Here is a 15,409-nt window from a genome sequence, read left to right as displayed (position 1 = left end):
TCAATCCTCTTCCAGCAACCGTGCCCCCGTCCCCTGCTCGCCCAGTTTGTCCCCGGGGTTACGCAACGGACAATCGCTCCGCGACAGGCAGCCGCAGCCAATGCAGCCATCCAGTTCGTCACGCAGCGCGACCAGCGTATGGATACGCCTGTCCAGCTCTTCGCGCCACTGGGATGACAGCTCTTTCCACTCTTTCGGGCTCAGCGTGTGCCCTTCCGGCAGCACCCCAAAGGCCTCGCCGATCGTGGCCAGGGGAATTCCGATTCGTTGCGCAATTTTGATAATCGCCACGTAGCGGAGCACATCGCGGGTATAGCGGCGCTGGTTTCCTCCGTTACGGATACTCTTGATTAACCCTTTGCTTTCATAGAAGTGGAGCGCCGACACGGCAACGCCGCTTCGCTTTGCCACTTCGCCGGGGGTTAAAAGCGCTTTAATTCGCGGCAATCTCTTTTCCATAAAACCTCTTTACCTCAAGTTAACTTGAGGAATTATACTCCCCCGCAGAGAAAACGACGAATTAACCGAGATAGTTGTATCTACAGAGGGGCAACCTTATGTCGCATCAGCAGATTATTCAGACGCTTATTGAATGGATTGATGACCATATCGACCAACCGTTGAACATCGATGTGGTCGCTAAAAAGTCGGGCTATTCGAAATGGTATTTACAGAGAATGTTCCGCACGGTCATGCATCAGACCCTGGGTGAGTACATTCGCCAGCGCAGACTGCTGCTGGCGGCGCAGGCGCTACGCTCAACGCAGCGGCCAATTTTTGATATCGCGATGGATCTTGGCTATGTGTCGCAACAAACCTTTTCCCGCGTGTTTCGCCGCGAGTTTGACCGCACGCCGAGCGACTATCGCCACCAGTTGAATTAATGAATATCAGTGCAAAGGTTGCTGCTGCCAGGTCATAAATTCCTGGGGCGGCATCGCTTTCGCGAAGTGCCATCCCTGACAAAACTGGACGCCGCGCTTCAACAGCCAGCTCACCTGCTCTGCCGTCTCTACCCCTTCCGCAATGGTTTTCAGCCGCAGGCTTTGCGCCATCTCGATAATATGCTCGGCGATCAGGTGGCTGGTGCTGTTGGTCGTTAAGGTATCGATAAACGATTTATCGATTTTCAGGATATCCACGTTCAGCGAGTAGAGGTTGTGCAGGTTCGAGTAACCGGTACCAAAATCATCAATCGCGACTTCATAACCCGCCTGACGGAAAGCCTGTATCACCGGCGTGGTTTTTGGCACATCGATAAAACCGCGTTCTGTCACTTCTATTTTGATTTGCTGCGCACGGACGGCGTAATGGCGAGCCTTCTCGGAAATCATGGCGATCAGCCGCGAGGAGTGGAAATCCGTGGCCGACAGGTTAATCGAAATATAGAGATGGGGATGCTCGGCCAGGAAATGGCCCAGATCGCTGAACACCTCTTCAACGACATAGTCTGTGATCCGCTCGCTCATCCCCTCATTTTCCGCCAGCGGAATAAACTCCGCCGGACTCATCACCTGCCCGTTAAAACCAGGCCAGCGTAATAACGCCTCCGCGCCCACGCACCGGTTGTTCTTGATATCAATAATCGGCTGATAGTGCACGCACAGCTGTCGTTTGGTCAGTGCCCGGTGCAGTAAGCGCCCCGGCGAATTGAGCTCACGATGTGTACGGGACCATACCAGCAAAATAATAATGCTGCAGATCATGCCCAGCGGCAGCGTCAACGTCGCCTGGTGATAAAGCGTTTCATAAAAGCGTTTATTCGATGTCGATACAATGGCCGCAATCGGTCTTTTGGGGGAACTTACGATCGTATAAAAGCGGTTATCTTTTTGAAATACCGATTCCTTATCCCGAATCATCGAATTTAATAAAGAAACATTGGCTTTCTGGCTGACGGAAAAGAAAGCATTGGTTACCGTGTCGTACACTCCCCATGAGAGAGAATGATCCGCGGACATGACTTCGCTGTATGAAAGTGGATTGACGACCACCACATAATTTCCGCGCTGCATATATGTCATTTTATAACCAGTATAAAATGGGGTATCGCGATAATAATAGATAGCGACGTCAGGTTTACGCGTGTAATTAGCGACAGGAATAGCGTAGGGGTGATCCGGTGTAAAAACGGTCGAACAAAGAAAATTCTGACCTTGAGCGTAAATTAAATCGGCGACAAACAGGCGGCCACGAACAACGTTCAGCATATATTGACGATGTCCCGGCGTGCAAAGCTCACCCTGATATTTTTCAGCCTCGTCCCGGGCCAGATCAACCTGTTGAATAACCAGTTCTGTTTTGTCTAAAGCCAGTTCAGCAAATGTCCGTAGCTGGGCGCTTGTTTCAGATACGGCTCGTAGCTGGGCAAACCATAGCGCAAGCATCACAGGCAGCATAACTACCATGATGATCCCTACCACCCTGAGCATTTTGCGCCGCGCGCTACGATTCATTTCCCGCCCTATATCCCTGCATGTTGTACGCCTGTAGTAATGAAGGCCGGATGCTTTGTTAAACAGGTGATTACGTTGCATGAATCATGCGAAGTTAGCAACTGACTTTTCGTATTAAAAATCTTAAATTTCGTTATGACGATAATATTTTCCCGTAAGCTAAACTGTAAGTATTCGTTCCGTTTCAATTAAGGAAAATAATTATCCAGCCCGCAAGGGCGGTGGGAAGATAACACAACAGACGATTGTTGATTAAGCCAAACTTGTAACAGCGCGAAAAATCATAACCTCGACATGGCATTTTATGCTATTTGTTCGGGCGTATTTTGTTCGTTGATTTATAAATAATCAGCTGCCACCACCGTTTTTCCTCGCCCCGAATGCTTGGCCTCATATAATGCTTTATCGGCACGCCTCAGCAAGACTGAAGTATCCCGCTGTCCTCCGCTTACTTCCACAACCCCGGCACTAAATGACAGCGACACTTTTCTCTCCCCCACGGCCAGCGGGTTGGTTTGCAGAAAGGTGCGCAACCTGGCGGATAATTGCGCAGCGCCATTGCCGTTTGTTTGCGCCAGCAAGAGCAAAAACTCTTCTCCTCCCACGCGCCCTAATGCCGAATCTGAAGGTGATAACTCACGGATCGCGTTACAAAAGTGAAGGAGTGCCGCATCACCCACCGGGTGCCCCCACTCATCGTTGATCTGTTTGAAGAAATCCAGGTCAAACATCAGGACGCAAAAATGGCTGTTAACCTCCTGCCGGGCACTGGCCGCCAGCGCAAGCTCAAGCTGCTGCAAAATCGCCGAACGGTTAAAGCAGCCGGTGAGATCGTCAGTAGTGGCTTTTACCTGCAGCTGCTGTTCGGCTTTTTTCCGCTCGGTGATATCCAGCCCAATATTGAGGATAGAGTTGTCCGGCAACAGAATGTTGGACCACAGCACCGTCAGCGGGGTGCCGTCTTTGCGTAGCGGATGCCACTCATACATATCCTTCAGCGGCGAGACATTGACCGACTCTCTTACCCGCCGCCGCTCTTCAGGGTCGGGATAAAACAGCGAAAGCGGATCGGCATGTTCCGCGATCTCCGCCATCGTCCAGCCGAATACTTTTTCACATTCGGCATTCCACAGCACGCAGCGGTTAAATTTGTCGAAAGAGTTCATTAAAACCGGGGCGCGTTCAAAAAGCGTCTTATATTGCGTCACGACACGCTGCATTTCCTGGGCTGTTTTCTCCCGGGCAATAATTTCCGCGAAATAGTCTTTTAATTTTTCGACCAGCACCACGACGATATTTTTCAGAATTGGCAGAGAAGAGAGTCGTTCATCAAACGCTAAAAAGAAATAACCACTGCAGTGCCAGTTATGGGTTGAAAGTTTGCACAGGACACCGCTATGCAACTGCGCATAGCCCGGGTGCTGAGGAGGAAATAACGCACGGCCAATATTCTCTTTCCAGTAGACTACTCGCCATGAACGATGATGCCGCTGGAGCAGGGTGTCCGCCAGGAAATCGGCCACTTCGAAGGGATGGCAGGTCATCTCCCCGGCGCATACCACGCGCTGTAGCCCGTCATCACCATTAACGCTTACCCAGGCAAGACTTGCGCCCAGCGCGCGACTGATGGTCGTCAGCATGTCGGTCAGAGAACATTGAGCATGAAGCTGAGGCATCAGCTTAGCCAGCGCATGCAACGCTTGCATGCTGTCATTAACAATCTCACGTCGGTTTTCTTTCATTTTTTTCGCTGATTATCAGGCGATAAACCGGACGCAACTTTCTTCAGATTCGAAAAATCGACAAACCAACGCACAGGCTGAATCTCAGCGTAGCGAATTAAAAACAACGTTGTGTGTAATTAAAAACGTACAAAGAAATAAAAAAATAATTAAATTCAAAAACCTGAAAGGTTAGCTGCGAGTAAAATTAATTGTCCACTCAAGCATAAGCCATAGGGTTATTGCTGTAAACATTGTACAGTGAGCATCCTTTTGCATCAGTTTTGCTATCTCAATGAATTCATTATAAAGAGTACGGGAACTGGAGAACTTAGCCAGCAAAGATATATTTTCACTCATGCGCCCACTGATTCTCGGCAGCTATGAATCACCCGTTTTTCATCACTCCGGGACTGGCGAATAAAACAGCAAATGTGATATAGTTCACACATATAGTGTAACGAAAAAATCTGTTTCATTCAGTTCGTCTGTTTTGTTGAGGATGGGTTTTATGGCAACCATTACTACCAGCATGGTTCTCCTGCGCTGGCCTTTGTTGAGTGCGGTGCTGATGTTTTTAGCCAGCACGCTGAACATTCAGTTTCGTAAATCTGACTATGCGGGTCTCGCTGTCATCAGCACCCTGCTGGGGCTGGGTGCAGCCTGCTGGTTTGCAACGGGTCTGCTTGGCATTACCCTGCTGGATATCGCCGCCGTCTGGGAAAACATTAAAGTGGTGATGGTGGAAGCAATGAGCCACACGCCGCCAGACTGGCCGATGGTCATTACCTGATCCCTTCATCAATAAAAAAACCCAGACGATGTCTGGGTTTTTTGTTTTCTCATCCGTTGATCAGAACGGAATGTCGTCGTCGAAATCCATTGGCGGTTCGTTAGACGGTGCCGGAGCAGACTGCTGCTGCGGGCGAGACTGCGCGCCACCGCTGAACTGGTTGCCGCCCTGCGGCTGCTGAGGCTGACCCCAACCGCCCTGCTGCTGACTCTGGCCGCCACCTGCTGGTGCACCGCCGCCCTGACGGCCACCCAGCATCTGCATGGTACCGCCCACGTTAACCACGACTTCAGTGGTGTACTTCTCAGCACCGGACTGATCGGTCCATTTGCGGGTGCGCAGCTGGCCTTCGATATAGACCTGAGAACCTTTACGCAGATACTCACCGGCCACTTCGGCCAGTTTGCCAAACAGCACAACGCGGTGCCATTCGGTCTGCTCTTTCATCTCTCCGGTCGCTTTATCACGCCAGGATTCGGAAGTAGCCAGCGTAATGTTGGCAACTGCGCCACCACTCGGCATGTAGCGTACTTCCGGGTCCTGGCCCAGATTACCGACGAGAATCACCTTGTTTACGCCTCTGCTGGCCATGTTCGTGTCTCCTGAATACGTTTCTTAATAGTGTAAACGCGCGAGTGTACCATTTCCATGCTGCACTTTGATAGTTGCGTAGCACGTTCCAGAGTTCTCCCGCAACTCGACATTGTTACACAGCGAATCAGAAAATGCATTCCAATACTGTATATTCAAACAGGTTAAATTGTGTCATAATTAGCCGTTTCTGACAGCCGTTTGTCCTTCAAACAAATCAGGCAATCCGTGTTCCAACCGGGAAAGGTGAATGGATAAGATCGAAGTTCGGGGCGCCCGCACCCACAATCTCAAGAATATCAACCTCATAATCCCTCGCGACAAACTCATTGTCGTGACCGGGCTTTCGGGGTCTGGCAAATCCTCACTGGCTTTCGACACCCTGTATGCCGAAGGACAGCGTCGTTACGTTGAATCACTCTCTGCGTACGCGCGTCAGTTCCTGTCGCTGATGGAAAAACCGGATGTTGACCATATTGAAGGGTTGTCCCCTGCTATTTCTATTGAGCAGAAGTCCACCTCGCATAACCCGCGTTCAACGGTCGGTACCATTACCGAAATTCATGACTACCTGCGTCTGCTGTATGCCCGCGTGGGTGAGCCGCGCTGCCCGGACCACGACGTCCCGCTGGCGGCCCAGACCGTCAGCCAGATGGTGGATAACGTGCTGTCGCAGCCGGAAGGCAAACGCCTGATGCTGCTGGCGCCAATCATCAAAGAGCGTAAGGGCGAACACACCAAGACGCTGGAAAACCTGGCAAGCCAGGGCTATATCCGCGCCCGTATCGACGGTGAAGTGTGCGACCTGTCCGATCCGCCCAAGCTGGAGCTGCAGAAGAAGCACACCATCGAAGTGGTGATTGACCGCTTCAAGGTGCGTGACGATCTCGCCACGCGTCTGGCGGAATCCTTTGAAACCGCGCTGGAACTCTCTGGCGGCACGGCCGTGGTCTCCGACATGGACGACCCGAAAGCGGAAGAGCTGCTCTTCTCCGCCAACTTTGCCTGCCCGATTTGCGGTTACAGTATGCGCGAGCTTGAACCGCGCCTGTTCTCCTTTAACAACCCGGCGGGCGCGTGCCCGACGTGTGACGGCCTGGGCGTCCAGCAATATTTCGATCCGGACCGCGTGATCCAGAACCCGGAACTGTCGCTGGCGGGCGGGGCCATTCGCGGCTGGGACAAGCGTAACTTCTACTACTTCCAGATGCTGAAATCGCTGGCAGAGCACTACAAGTTCGACGTCGAAGCGCCGTGGGCCAGCCTGAGCCCAAACGTGCACAAAGTGATCCTGTTCGGTTCCGGTAAAGAGAACATTGAGTTCAAGTACATGAACGATCGCGGCGATACCTCCGTGCGTCGTCACCCGTTCGAAGGGGTGCTGCACAATATGGAGCGCCGCTACAAAGAGACCGAATCCAGCGCGGTACGCGAAGAGCTGGCGAAGTTCATCAGCAACCGCTCCTGCGCCACCTGCGAGGGCACGCGTCTGCGTCGCGAAGCGCGCCACGTGTTTGTGGAAAACACGGCGCTGCCGACCATCTCAGACATGAGCATCGGCCACGCGATGGACTTCTTCAATAACCTGAAGCTCTCTGGCCAGCGCGCGAAAATTGCCGAAAAAGTGCTGAAAGAGATCGGCGATCGCCTGAAGTTCCTGGTGAACGTCGGCCTGAACTACCTGACGCTTTCCCGCTCGGCGGAAACGCTCTCCGGCGGTGAGGCTCAGCGTATCCGTCTGGCCAGCCAGATTGGCGCGGGCTTAGTCGGCGTGATGTACGTACTGGACGAGCCGTCCATCGGCCTGCACCAGCGCGACAACGAGCGCCTGCTCGGCACCCTGATCCACCTGCGCAATCTCGGCAACACGGTGATCGTGGTGGAGCACGACGAAGATGCGATCCGTGCGGCTGACCACGTCATCGACATTGGCCCTGGCGCAGGCGTGCACGGCGGTCAGGTCGTTGCAGAAGGGACGCTGAAGGACATTATGGCGGTACCCGAGTCACTGACCGGTCAGTACATGAGCGGCAAGCGCAAGATTGAAGTGCCAAAACAGCGCGTAGCGGCAGATCCGGCAAAAGTGCTGAAGCTGACCGGCGCGCGCGGCAACAACCTGAAAGACGTCACCCTGACGCTGCCGGTTGGCCTGTTTACCTGCATCACCGGCGTGTCCGGTTCCGGTAAATCGACGCTGATCAACGATACGCTGTTCCCGATTGCGCAGACGGCGCTGAACGGCGCGACGCTGGCCGAGCCTGCACCGTACCGCGACATCCAGGGGCTGGAGCATTTCGATAAGGTTATCGACATCGACCAGAGCCCGATTGGCCGTACCCCGCGCTCTAACCCGGCGACCTATACCGGCGTTTTCACGCCCGTACGTGAACTGTTTGCCGGTGTGCCGGAAGCACGCTCCCGCGGCTATACGCCAGGACGTTTCAGCTTTAACGTGCGCGGTGGCCGCTGCGAAGCGTGCCAGGGCGATGGCGTGATCAAGGTTGAGATGCACTTCCTGCCGGATATCTACGTGCCGTGCGACCAGTGCAAAGGCAAACGCTATAACCGCGAAACGCTGGAGATTAAGTACAAAGGCAAGACCATCCACGAAGTGCTGGATATGACCATCGAAGAGGCGCGCGAGTTCTTTGACGCCGTCCCTGCGCTGGCGCGTAAGCTGCAGACGCTGATGGACGTGGGCCTGACCTACATTCGTCTGGGGCAGTCGGCGACAACGCTTTCCGGTGGTGAAGCGCAGCGCGTGAAGCTGGCGCGTGAGCTGTCAAAACGCGGCACCGGTCAGACGCTGTACATACTTGATGAGCCGACTACCGGTCTGCACTTTGCCGACATCCAGCAACTGCTCGAGGTGCTGCATCAGTTGCGCGATCAGGGCAACACTATCGTGGTGATTGAGCACAACCTGGACGTGATTAAAACCGCGGACTGGATTGTCGATCTCGGCCCGGAAGGCGGCAGCGGCGGCGGTGAAATTCTTGTCTCCGGTACGCCAGAGACCGTTGCAGAGTGCGAAGCCTCGCACACCGCGCGCTTCCTTAAACCATTGCTGTAGTTGTCACACGGAGAGTTGCTGTCGGGTGGTTTCCGGCAGCAGCTCAACCGCCTGCTGATAGGACGCATCCACCAGGTAGTAAATCTGTGATCCTGGAATCGATCCATCCAGATAGACGGTGCTCCAGTGCGCCTTATTGAGGTGCTTGCTCGGCCTCACGTCATCATGCTGCTGACGCAGCAAATCCGCCAGTTCAGGGCTGGTTTTCAGCGACGCCGCCGGACGGCCTTCTACCTCTTTAACCATCGCAAACAGCACATCACCTACCTTAATCTGCGTGGCTTTCCAGTCGCTGTGGACGCTCTGCTCCGCGCCGGGCTTGCTCATGCAGTACTGAAGTATCTCCGAAATTGTCATCTTTATTCCCCTTGTAGCGTGGCGATAATTTTACGCGAACCACCGTGAATGCGATGCTCACCCAGCCAGATCCCCTGCCACGTTCCCAACAGCAGCCGCCCGTTGTGGACCGGCAGCATCAGCGATACGCCCAGCAAAGAGGATTTAATATGCGAAGGCATGTCGTCCGCCCCCTCATAGTCATGCTCATAAGGCGCGTTGTCCGGGACGCTCTTCAGAAAATGGTGCTCCATGTCGGACCGGACGGTGGGATCGCAATTTTCATTCAGCGTCAGAGAGGCGGACGTGTGCTGAAGCAGCAGATGCAGCAAACCCGTTCTGACGCGCGACAGGTCGCGGAGTTGCCCGATGACTTCATCCGTCACCAGGTGAAATCCGCGTGGCTTCGCGCTTAAGGTCAGGGTCTGTTGGTACCACATAGGCTGCTCCGTGATGAAAGATGAATCTTTCTAAGTGTGCAGCAAGAAGACGAAAGGTAAAACCCGCAGCAGCGAGATTTGATTAAAAAAGAGTCAAACTCGCTGCCAGGGGCTCAATACTCCGAGTTGACGATCACCTCTTCGCCAAACTTTCCGGCCATCGGCAGCGGGCGATAGGTTGAGTTAGACGCGCGTAACACCCTGATCCCTCTGGCACCCACATCCTGTGCGGCGGTAATGTCGTTATCCGAATCGCCATAAAACACTTTGATGTTTTTCTTTTCCAGCCACTGGGTTTTGGTGTTTTGCCCCTCTTTGTCACCCGCAAAAATGACCGGGTTCATGCTGGTCGCCGGGATCTGGAAATCATCCTGCAGCGTTTTAGAGACGGTTTCCGTTTTGGTCTGACTGCGGCCGGTTACAAAATAAATGCTGTCACCGCGCTTCACGTGCATGGCAATAAGCGCACGGGCAACCTCTTTCGGGATGCTGAATTCGTCCCAGCCATTATTCATTTTTTCCCAGAATTCCGGGTTCTTCAGATACGCTTCGCTGTCGGGTGAATACGTTTTCTTACCGCGCCAGAAGCCGGGGCTTGAGAACAGCACGGTATCGTCAATGTCAAAACCCACGGCCATTGGCGCACGGCCCATCAGGCTGTTTTCGATTTGGGCCACGGAAACCCAGTGAATGGGTGCCTGCTCGGCAAGAATGGCGGCGGTGGTGCCGGTGTAAAGCGGCGTCGGGGCAGAAGCTCGCGCGACGACGGCGCTATTAAGCGAGAACAATAAGCAGGCGGCGCTGAGCGCCAGTGTGATCTTGCGCATATTTTCCCCTGAATATTCAGTTTGTTATCGTTTTAATTTGAGCAGATGGTCAAAAAACTATCCGACCATAACCCCAGCGGGAGGTGAAGGGAAGGAGTTTTTGCTTATGAAGGGGAATAAAAAGAAGACGATCACAAAGCGCAGAAGAAACGCGTAGGCCCGGTAAGCGAAGCGCCACCGGGCAATGATTGGCACCGGCGCTAACAAAAAAGCCGGGTGGCGGCTGCGCCTTACCCGGCCTACATATAGCATGCAAGTAAGTGAATACTTACATTACAGCAGCAAACGCCTGCGCCACGCGATGAACGTTGCTGGCATTCAGACCCGCCACGCACATACGGCCGCTGGCGATCAGGTAGACGCCGAACTCTTCGCGCAGACGATCGACCTGGGCCGCACTCAGTCCGGTATAGCTGAACATCCCGCGCTGCTTGAGCAGATAGTCGAAGTTATGTCCCGGCACGGCCTCTTTCAGGACGTTAACCAGCTCCTGACGCATCGTCTGAATGCGCTGACGCATCGCTTCCACTTCCGCAAGCCAGGACGCTTTTAGCTTTTCGTCACCGAGAACCGTCGCCACCACCTGCGCACCAAAGTTAGGCGGGCTGGAGTAGATGCGGCGCACCGTCGCCTTAAGCTGGCCGAGCACGCGACCTGCCGCTTCGGCGTCTTCACACACCACGGACAGACCGCCAACGCGTTCACCGTACAGGGAGAAGATTTTAGAGAAGGAGTTACTCACCAGAACAGGCAGCCCGGCGCTGGCAGCGGCGCGGATGGCATAGGCATCTTCTTCCATGCCCGCGCCAAAGCCCTGATAGGCAATATCGAGGAACGGGATCAGGTTACGGGCCTTCAGTACCTCGATCACCGCATCCCACTGGGCATTGGTGAGATCCGCACCGGTCGGGTTATGGCAGCATGGATGCAGCAGCACAATGCTGCGCTCCGGCAGGGTGTTCAGTTTTTCCAGCAGCGCTTCAACGCGCACGCCGTTAGTTTCGCTGTCAAACCACGGATAGGTCGCCACTTTGAAGCCTGCGCCCTCGAAGATCGCAACGTGGTTTTCCCACGTCGGGTCACTGACCCACACGCCTGAATCCGGGAAGTATTTTTTCAGGAAGTCTGCACCCACTTTCAGCGCACCCGAACCGCCCAGCGTCTGGATGGTCGCCACGCGTTTTTGCGCGAGCACCGCATGATCGGCACCAAAAAGCAGCGGCGCAATGGTGCTGCGGTAGGTATTTAACCCTTCCATCGGCAGATAGAGCGACGCGCCGTGTGGAACCGCGTTCAGACGCGCTTCGGCTTCGGCAACGGCCTGCAGCTGAGGAATAAAACCCTCGTGGTTGTAATACAAACCGATGCTAAGGTTCACCTTGTCGCTGCGAGGATCTTCTTTGAAACGCTCCATTAAGGAGAGAATTGGGTCGCCGGCATAGGCGTCAACTTTCTGAAACACGCGATGGTTCTCCGGAATTCGATGAGGCAGGGATTTCAACAATAAACCGGAAGTGGGAGAAGGTCGAGAGGATGTTAATAAAGTTGGAGCGAGGATAAAAACCTCACTCCATTGGCAGTTCAATCAATGTACTTCATCGCTACCCGCGAGGTCAGGCGCGTGATAAGTTCGTAAGCACTCACTTGCGTGATTTCAGCAATGCGTTCAACAGGCAGCCCTTCCCCCCACATCACGACATCATCACCAGGCTTATCCTGGGCTTCAGGCCCCAGATCAACACAAATCATATCCATCGCCACGCGGCCGACAATCTTCACTTCGCGACCGTTGACCAGAACCGGCGTACCCGTTGGCGCAGCGCGGGGATAGCCGTCACCATAGCCCATCGCCACCACGCCGAGGCGGGTATCACGCTCGCTGGTCCAGGTACCGCCGTAGCCCACCGGCTCACCCGCTTTATGGTCACGCACAGCAATCAGGTTAGAGACCAGTGACATGACCGGCTGGAAGCCAAAGTCCGGCCCCCAGGGTTTGTTCTCCAGTGGCGACACGCCGTAGAGAATGATGCCCGGTCGCGCCCAGTCGAAATGCGACTGCGGCCACAGCAGAATACCGCCGGATGCCGCAATCGAGCGCATCCCCGGCTTGCCTTCGCAGAAGGTATTAAAGATATCCAGCTGCCGCTCGGTCGCACCGCACTCGGGCTCATCGGCGCGGGCGAAATGGCTGACGATATTCACCGGCTGGCGCACGTTTTTGCACCGGCATAAACGCTGATAGAACGCTTCCGCGCTCTCCGGACGCACGCCCAGACGGTGCATGCCCGTGTCGAGCTTCATCCACACGGTCACAGGCTCGCTCAGCTCGGCGGTTTCAAGTGCGGCCAGCTGTTCTTCGTTATGCACTGCCGTATGCAGATGCTGGTCAGCAATGGTCGGCAAATCTGTGGCTTCGAAAAAGCCTTCGAGGAGCAGAATCGGTTGGGTAATCCCCCCCGCGCGCAGGCGAAGGGCTTCTTCAAGACGGGCGACGCCAAAGGCGTCGGCATCGGGGAGCGTTCGCGCGGTCTCAAGAAGACCGTGTCCGTAAGCGTTCGCTTTCACGACTGCAACGAGCTTGCTGGCGGGTGCCAGTTCACGCAGACGTTGCAGGTTGTGTCGCAGAGCGCGGCGGTTAATGACAACAGTTGCCGCTTGCATTTGAATTCCTTAGAAATTACTCATCATCATATTGAGGACCGGCATAGTTGTCGAAACGCGACCACTGTCCGTTAAAGGTCAGACGCACCGTCCCGATAGGGCCGTTACGTTGTTTACCAATAATAATTTCGGCGATCCCTTTCAGGTCGCTGTTCTCGTGATAAACCTCATCACGGTAGATGAACATGATTAAGTCGGCATCCTGCTCGATGGAGCCGGATTCACGCAGGTCGGAGTTGACCGGGCGCTTGTCAGCACGTTGTTCCAGGGAGCGGTTCAGCTGCGACAGCGCCACCACCGGCACGTGCAGCTCTTTGGCTAACGCCTTGAGAGAGCGGGAAATCTCGGCAATTTCCAGCGTACGGTTGTCTGAAAGCGACGGGACGCGCATCAGCTGAAGGTAGTCGATCATGATAAGGCCGATACCGCCGTGTTCACGGGCGATACGGCGCGCGCGGGAGCGAACTTCCGTCGGCGTCAGGCCGGAGGAGTCATCGATATAGATGTTACGCTTTTCCAGCAGAATGCCCATGGTGCCGGAGATGCGCGCCCAGTCCTCATCGTCGAGCTGACCGGTACGGATGCGGGTCTGATCCACGCGCGACAGCGATGCCAGGGAACGCATCATGATCTGCTCGGAGGGCATCTCAAGACTGAAGATCAGTACCGGTTTATCCTGCAACATCGCCGCGTTTTCGACGAGGTTCATCGCAAAAGTGGTTTTACCCATCGACGGACGCGCGGCGACGATAATCAAATCCGACGGCTGCAGGCCGGCGGTTTTCTTGTTCAAATCGTCATAGCCGGTGTTCACGCCGGTGACGCCATCGTGCGGCTGCTGGAACAGCTGTTCGATACGGGCCACGGTGGCGTCGAGGACATCGGCGATGTTTTTTGGCCCTTCGTCTTTATTGGCGCGGCTTTCGGCGATTTTAAAGACGCGGGACTCAGCAAGGTCGAGCAGGTCTTCGCTGGTGCGACCCTGCGGATCAAAACCGGCCTCGGCGATCTCGTTCGCCACCGATATCATCTCGCGGACGACGGCACGTTCGCGCACGATATCGGCATAAGCGCTGATGTTCGCCGCACTAGGCGTGTTTTTTGACAGTTCCGCCAGATAGGCAAATCCGCCGCAGCTGTCGAGCTGCCCAAGACGCTCCAGCGATTCCGCGAGCGTAATCAGGTCGATCGGGCTGCCCGACTCCTGCAGACGCGCCATTTCGGTAAAGATGTGGCGGTGCGGACGGGTGTAGAAATCTTCCGCCACGACGCGCTCGGCGACGTCGTCCCAGCGTTCGTTATCCAGCATTAAACCGCCCAACACCGACTGTTCCGCTTCAATCGAGTGCGGCGGGACTTTTAACCCTGCGACCTGGAAATCACGCTCGCGAGGTTCAGTCTGTTTGTTGAAGGGTTTGTTTCCTGCCATAGTGAATGGAGTTACCGAGATAAAGAGTGGGTCGAAAGATTACCATATTTTTCTTACGGAGGGAGCATGGCAACGCGCATTGAATTCCAGAAACACGGTGGGCCAGACGTACTGAAAGCGGTGGAGTTCACCCCAGCCGCGCCTGGCGAAAACGAAGTGCAGGTTGAAAACAAAGCCATCGGCATAAACTACATCGACACCTATATTCGCGGCGGGCTCTACCCGCCTCCGTCGATGCCGAGCGGCCTGGGCACCGAGGCAGCCGGTGTCGTCGTCAAAGTGGGCAGCGCGGTCAAACATATTAAAGAAGGCGACCGCGTGGTGTACGCGCAGTCTGCGCTGGGCGCTTACAGCTCCGTCCACAACGTTCCGGCGGATAAAGCCGCCCTGCTGCCTAACGCCATCTCCTTTGAGCAGGCAGCAGCCTCGTTCCTGAAAGGTTTAACCGTTTACTACCTGCTGCGCAAAACCTATGAAATTAAACCCGACGAGCAGTTCCTGTTTCATGCCGCAGCGGGTGGCGTCGGGCTCATCGCCTGTCAGTGGGCAAAAGCACTGGGCGCGAAGCTGATCGGCACCGTCGGAAATGCACAAAAAGCGCAGCGCGCGCTGCAGGCGGGCGCCTGGCAGGTGATTAACTACCGTGAAGAGAGTATTGTTGAGCGGCTGAAGGAGATCACCAGCGGCAAAAAAGTGCGCGTGGTGTATGACTCGGTAGGGAAAGACACCTGGGAAGCCTCGCTGGACTGCCTGCAGCGCCGTGGTCTGATGGTAAGCTTCGGGAATGCGTCAGGCGCGGTGACCGGCGTTAACCTGGGCATCCTGAACCAGAAAGGTTCTCTGTATGTGACTCGCCCTTCCCTGCAAGGATACATCACCAACCGGGAAGAACTTGAGGAAGCCAGCAACGAGCTGTTCTCGCTGATCGCCAGCGGCGTCATTAAGGTGGATGTGGCAGAGGCGCAGAAATACCCGCTAACCGATGCGCAGCGCGCGCATGAGGTGCTGGAGAGCCGGGCGACGCAGGGGTCGAGTTTGTTGATTCCCTGAGCCCCAAAAAGAAATTGGGCTTCCCGTGGGAA

At 55.0% G+C, this 15,409-nt stretch carries 14 protein-coding genes; 4 read left to right on the top strand and 10 right to left on the bottom strand.

Translation table 11 applies throughout. The annotated features are described in order from the left end of the window. Positions 1-459 (bottom strand): redox-sensitive transcriptional activator SoxR, encoded by a 459-nt coding sequence (gene soxR / locus AC4IC4_RS01500; RefSeq protein WP_008503388.1) that lies wholly within the window; start codon positions 457-459, stop codon positions 1-3. Positions 460-557: 98 nt separating this feature from the next. On the opposite strand from soxR, the gene soxS reads away from it, so the two are divergent. Then, positions 558-884: a superoxide response transcriptional regulator SoxS gene (soxS, locus tag AC4IC4_RS01495; protein ID WP_008503387.1), complete on the top strand. Its 327-nt coding sequence runs from the start codon at positions 558-560 to the stop codon at positions 882-884. A gap of 6 nt (positions 885-890) precedes the next feature. On the opposite strand, the gene AC4IC4_RS01490 is transcribed toward soxS, so the two are convergent. Next, complete coding sequence (locus AC4IC4_RS01490) at positions 891-2,456, bottom strand: EAL domain-containing protein (RefSeq protein ID WP_024906725.1); 1,566 nt, start codon at positions 2,454-2,456, stop codon at positions 891-893. Between the two features lie 338 nt (positions 2,457-2,794). After that, positions 2,795-4,198 (bottom strand): sensor domain-containing diguanylate cyclase, encoded by a 1,404-nt coding sequence (locus tag AC4IC4_RS01485; RefSeq protein WP_032650610.1) that lies wholly within the window; start codon positions 4,196-4,198, stop codon positions 2,795-2,797. 490 nt (positions 4,199-4,688) lie between these two features. Between AC4IC4_RS01485 and AC4IC4_RS01480 the strand changes: the two genes are divergently transcribed. Continuing rightward, positions 4,689-4,970: a YjcB family protein gene (locus AC4IC4_RS01480; protein ID WP_008503385.1), complete on the top strand. Its 282-nt coding sequence runs from the start codon at positions 4,689-4,691 to the stop codon at positions 4,968-4,970. Positions 4,971-5,030: 60 nt separating this feature from the next. Here the strand turns inward: AC4IC4_RS01480 and ssb1 are convergent, their stop codons facing one another. Beyond that, a complete protein-coding gene (gene ssb1, locus AC4IC4_RS01475; protein ID WP_023310055.1) occupies positions 5,031-5,561 on the bottom strand; it encodes a single-stranded DNA-binding protein SSB1 in 531 nt (176 codons plus the stop codon). A 250-nt stretch (positions 5,562-5,811) separates the two neighbouring features. Here ssb1 and uvrA point away from each other — a divergent pair, with 250 nt between their 5' ends. Next, positions 5,812-8,634: an excinuclease ABC subunit UvrA gene (gene uvrA, locus AC4IC4_RS01470; RefSeq protein ID WP_491472029.1), complete on the top strand. Its 2,823-nt coding sequence runs from the start codon at positions 5,812-5,814 to the stop codon at positions 8,632-8,634. 3 nt (positions 8,635-8,637) lie between these two features. On the opposite strand, the gene AC4IC4_RS01465 is transcribed toward uvrA, so the two are convergent. The 6 genes from AC4IC4_RS01465 to dnaB all read right to left on the bottom strand — a co-directional run bounded on the left by AC4IC4_RS01465 (position 8,638) and on the right by dnaB (position 14,327). Further along, positions 8,638-8,991, bottom strand: coding sequence for an MmcQ/YjbR family DNA-binding protein (locus AC4IC4_RS01465; protein ID WP_023310053.1), 354 nt, complete (start codon positions 8,989-8,991; stop codon positions 8,638-8,640). A 2-nt stretch (positions 8,992-8,993) separates the two neighbouring features. Then, positions 8,994-9,410 (bottom strand): secondary thiamine-phosphate synthase enzyme YjbQ, encoded by a 417-nt coding sequence (locus AC4IC4_RS01460; RefSeq protein WP_024906721.1) that lies wholly within the window; start codon positions 9,408-9,410, stop codon positions 8,994-8,996. 113 nt (positions 9,411-9,523) lie between these two features. Beyond that, a complete protein-coding gene (gene aphA / locus AC4IC4_RS01455) occupies positions 9,524-10,237 on the bottom strand; it encodes an acid phosphatase AphA (protein ID WP_024906720.1) in 714 nt (237 codons plus the stop codon). Between the two features lie 268 nt (positions 10,238-10,505). Next, positions 10,506-11,699 carry an aromatic amino acid transaminase gene (tyrB, locus tag AC4IC4_RS01450; RefSeq protein WP_024906719.1) on the bottom strand — a complete coding sequence of 398 codons (1,194 nt, stop codon included), beginning with the start codon at positions 11,697-11,699 and terminating at the stop codon, positions 10,506-10,508. 119 nt (positions 11,700-11,818) lie between these two features. Continuing rightward, positions 11,819-12,898: an alanine racemase gene (gene alr, locus AC4IC4_RS01445; RefSeq protein WP_024906718.1), complete on the bottom strand. Its 1,080-nt coding sequence runs from the start codon at positions 12,896-12,898 to the stop codon at positions 11,819-11,821. Between the two features lie 16 nt (positions 12,899-12,914). Next, the gene (gene dnaB, locus AC4IC4_RS01440; protein WP_023310046.1) at positions 12,915-14,327 is read right to left on the bottom strand and encodes a replicative DNA helicase; all 1,413 of its coding nucleotides are present in this window, start codon (positions 14,325-14,327) and stop codon (positions 12,915-12,917) included. 66 nt (positions 14,328-14,393) lie between these two features. Between dnaB and AC4IC4_RS01435 the strand changes: the two genes are divergently transcribed. Beyond that, positions 14,394-15,377 (top strand): quinone oxidoreductase, encoded by a 984-nt coding sequence (locus tag AC4IC4_RS01435; RefSeq protein ID WP_148770037.1) that lies wholly within the window; start codon positions 14,394-14,396, stop codon positions 15,375-15,377. The last annotated feature ends 32 nt before the right edge of the window (positions 15,378-15,409 follow it).

It is taken from the genome of Enterobacter sp. Taxon_2 (assembly GCF_058355295.1).
Note: the sequence above shows the minus strand (reverse complement) of the source record. Positions and strands in the feature narration are given on the sequence as shown.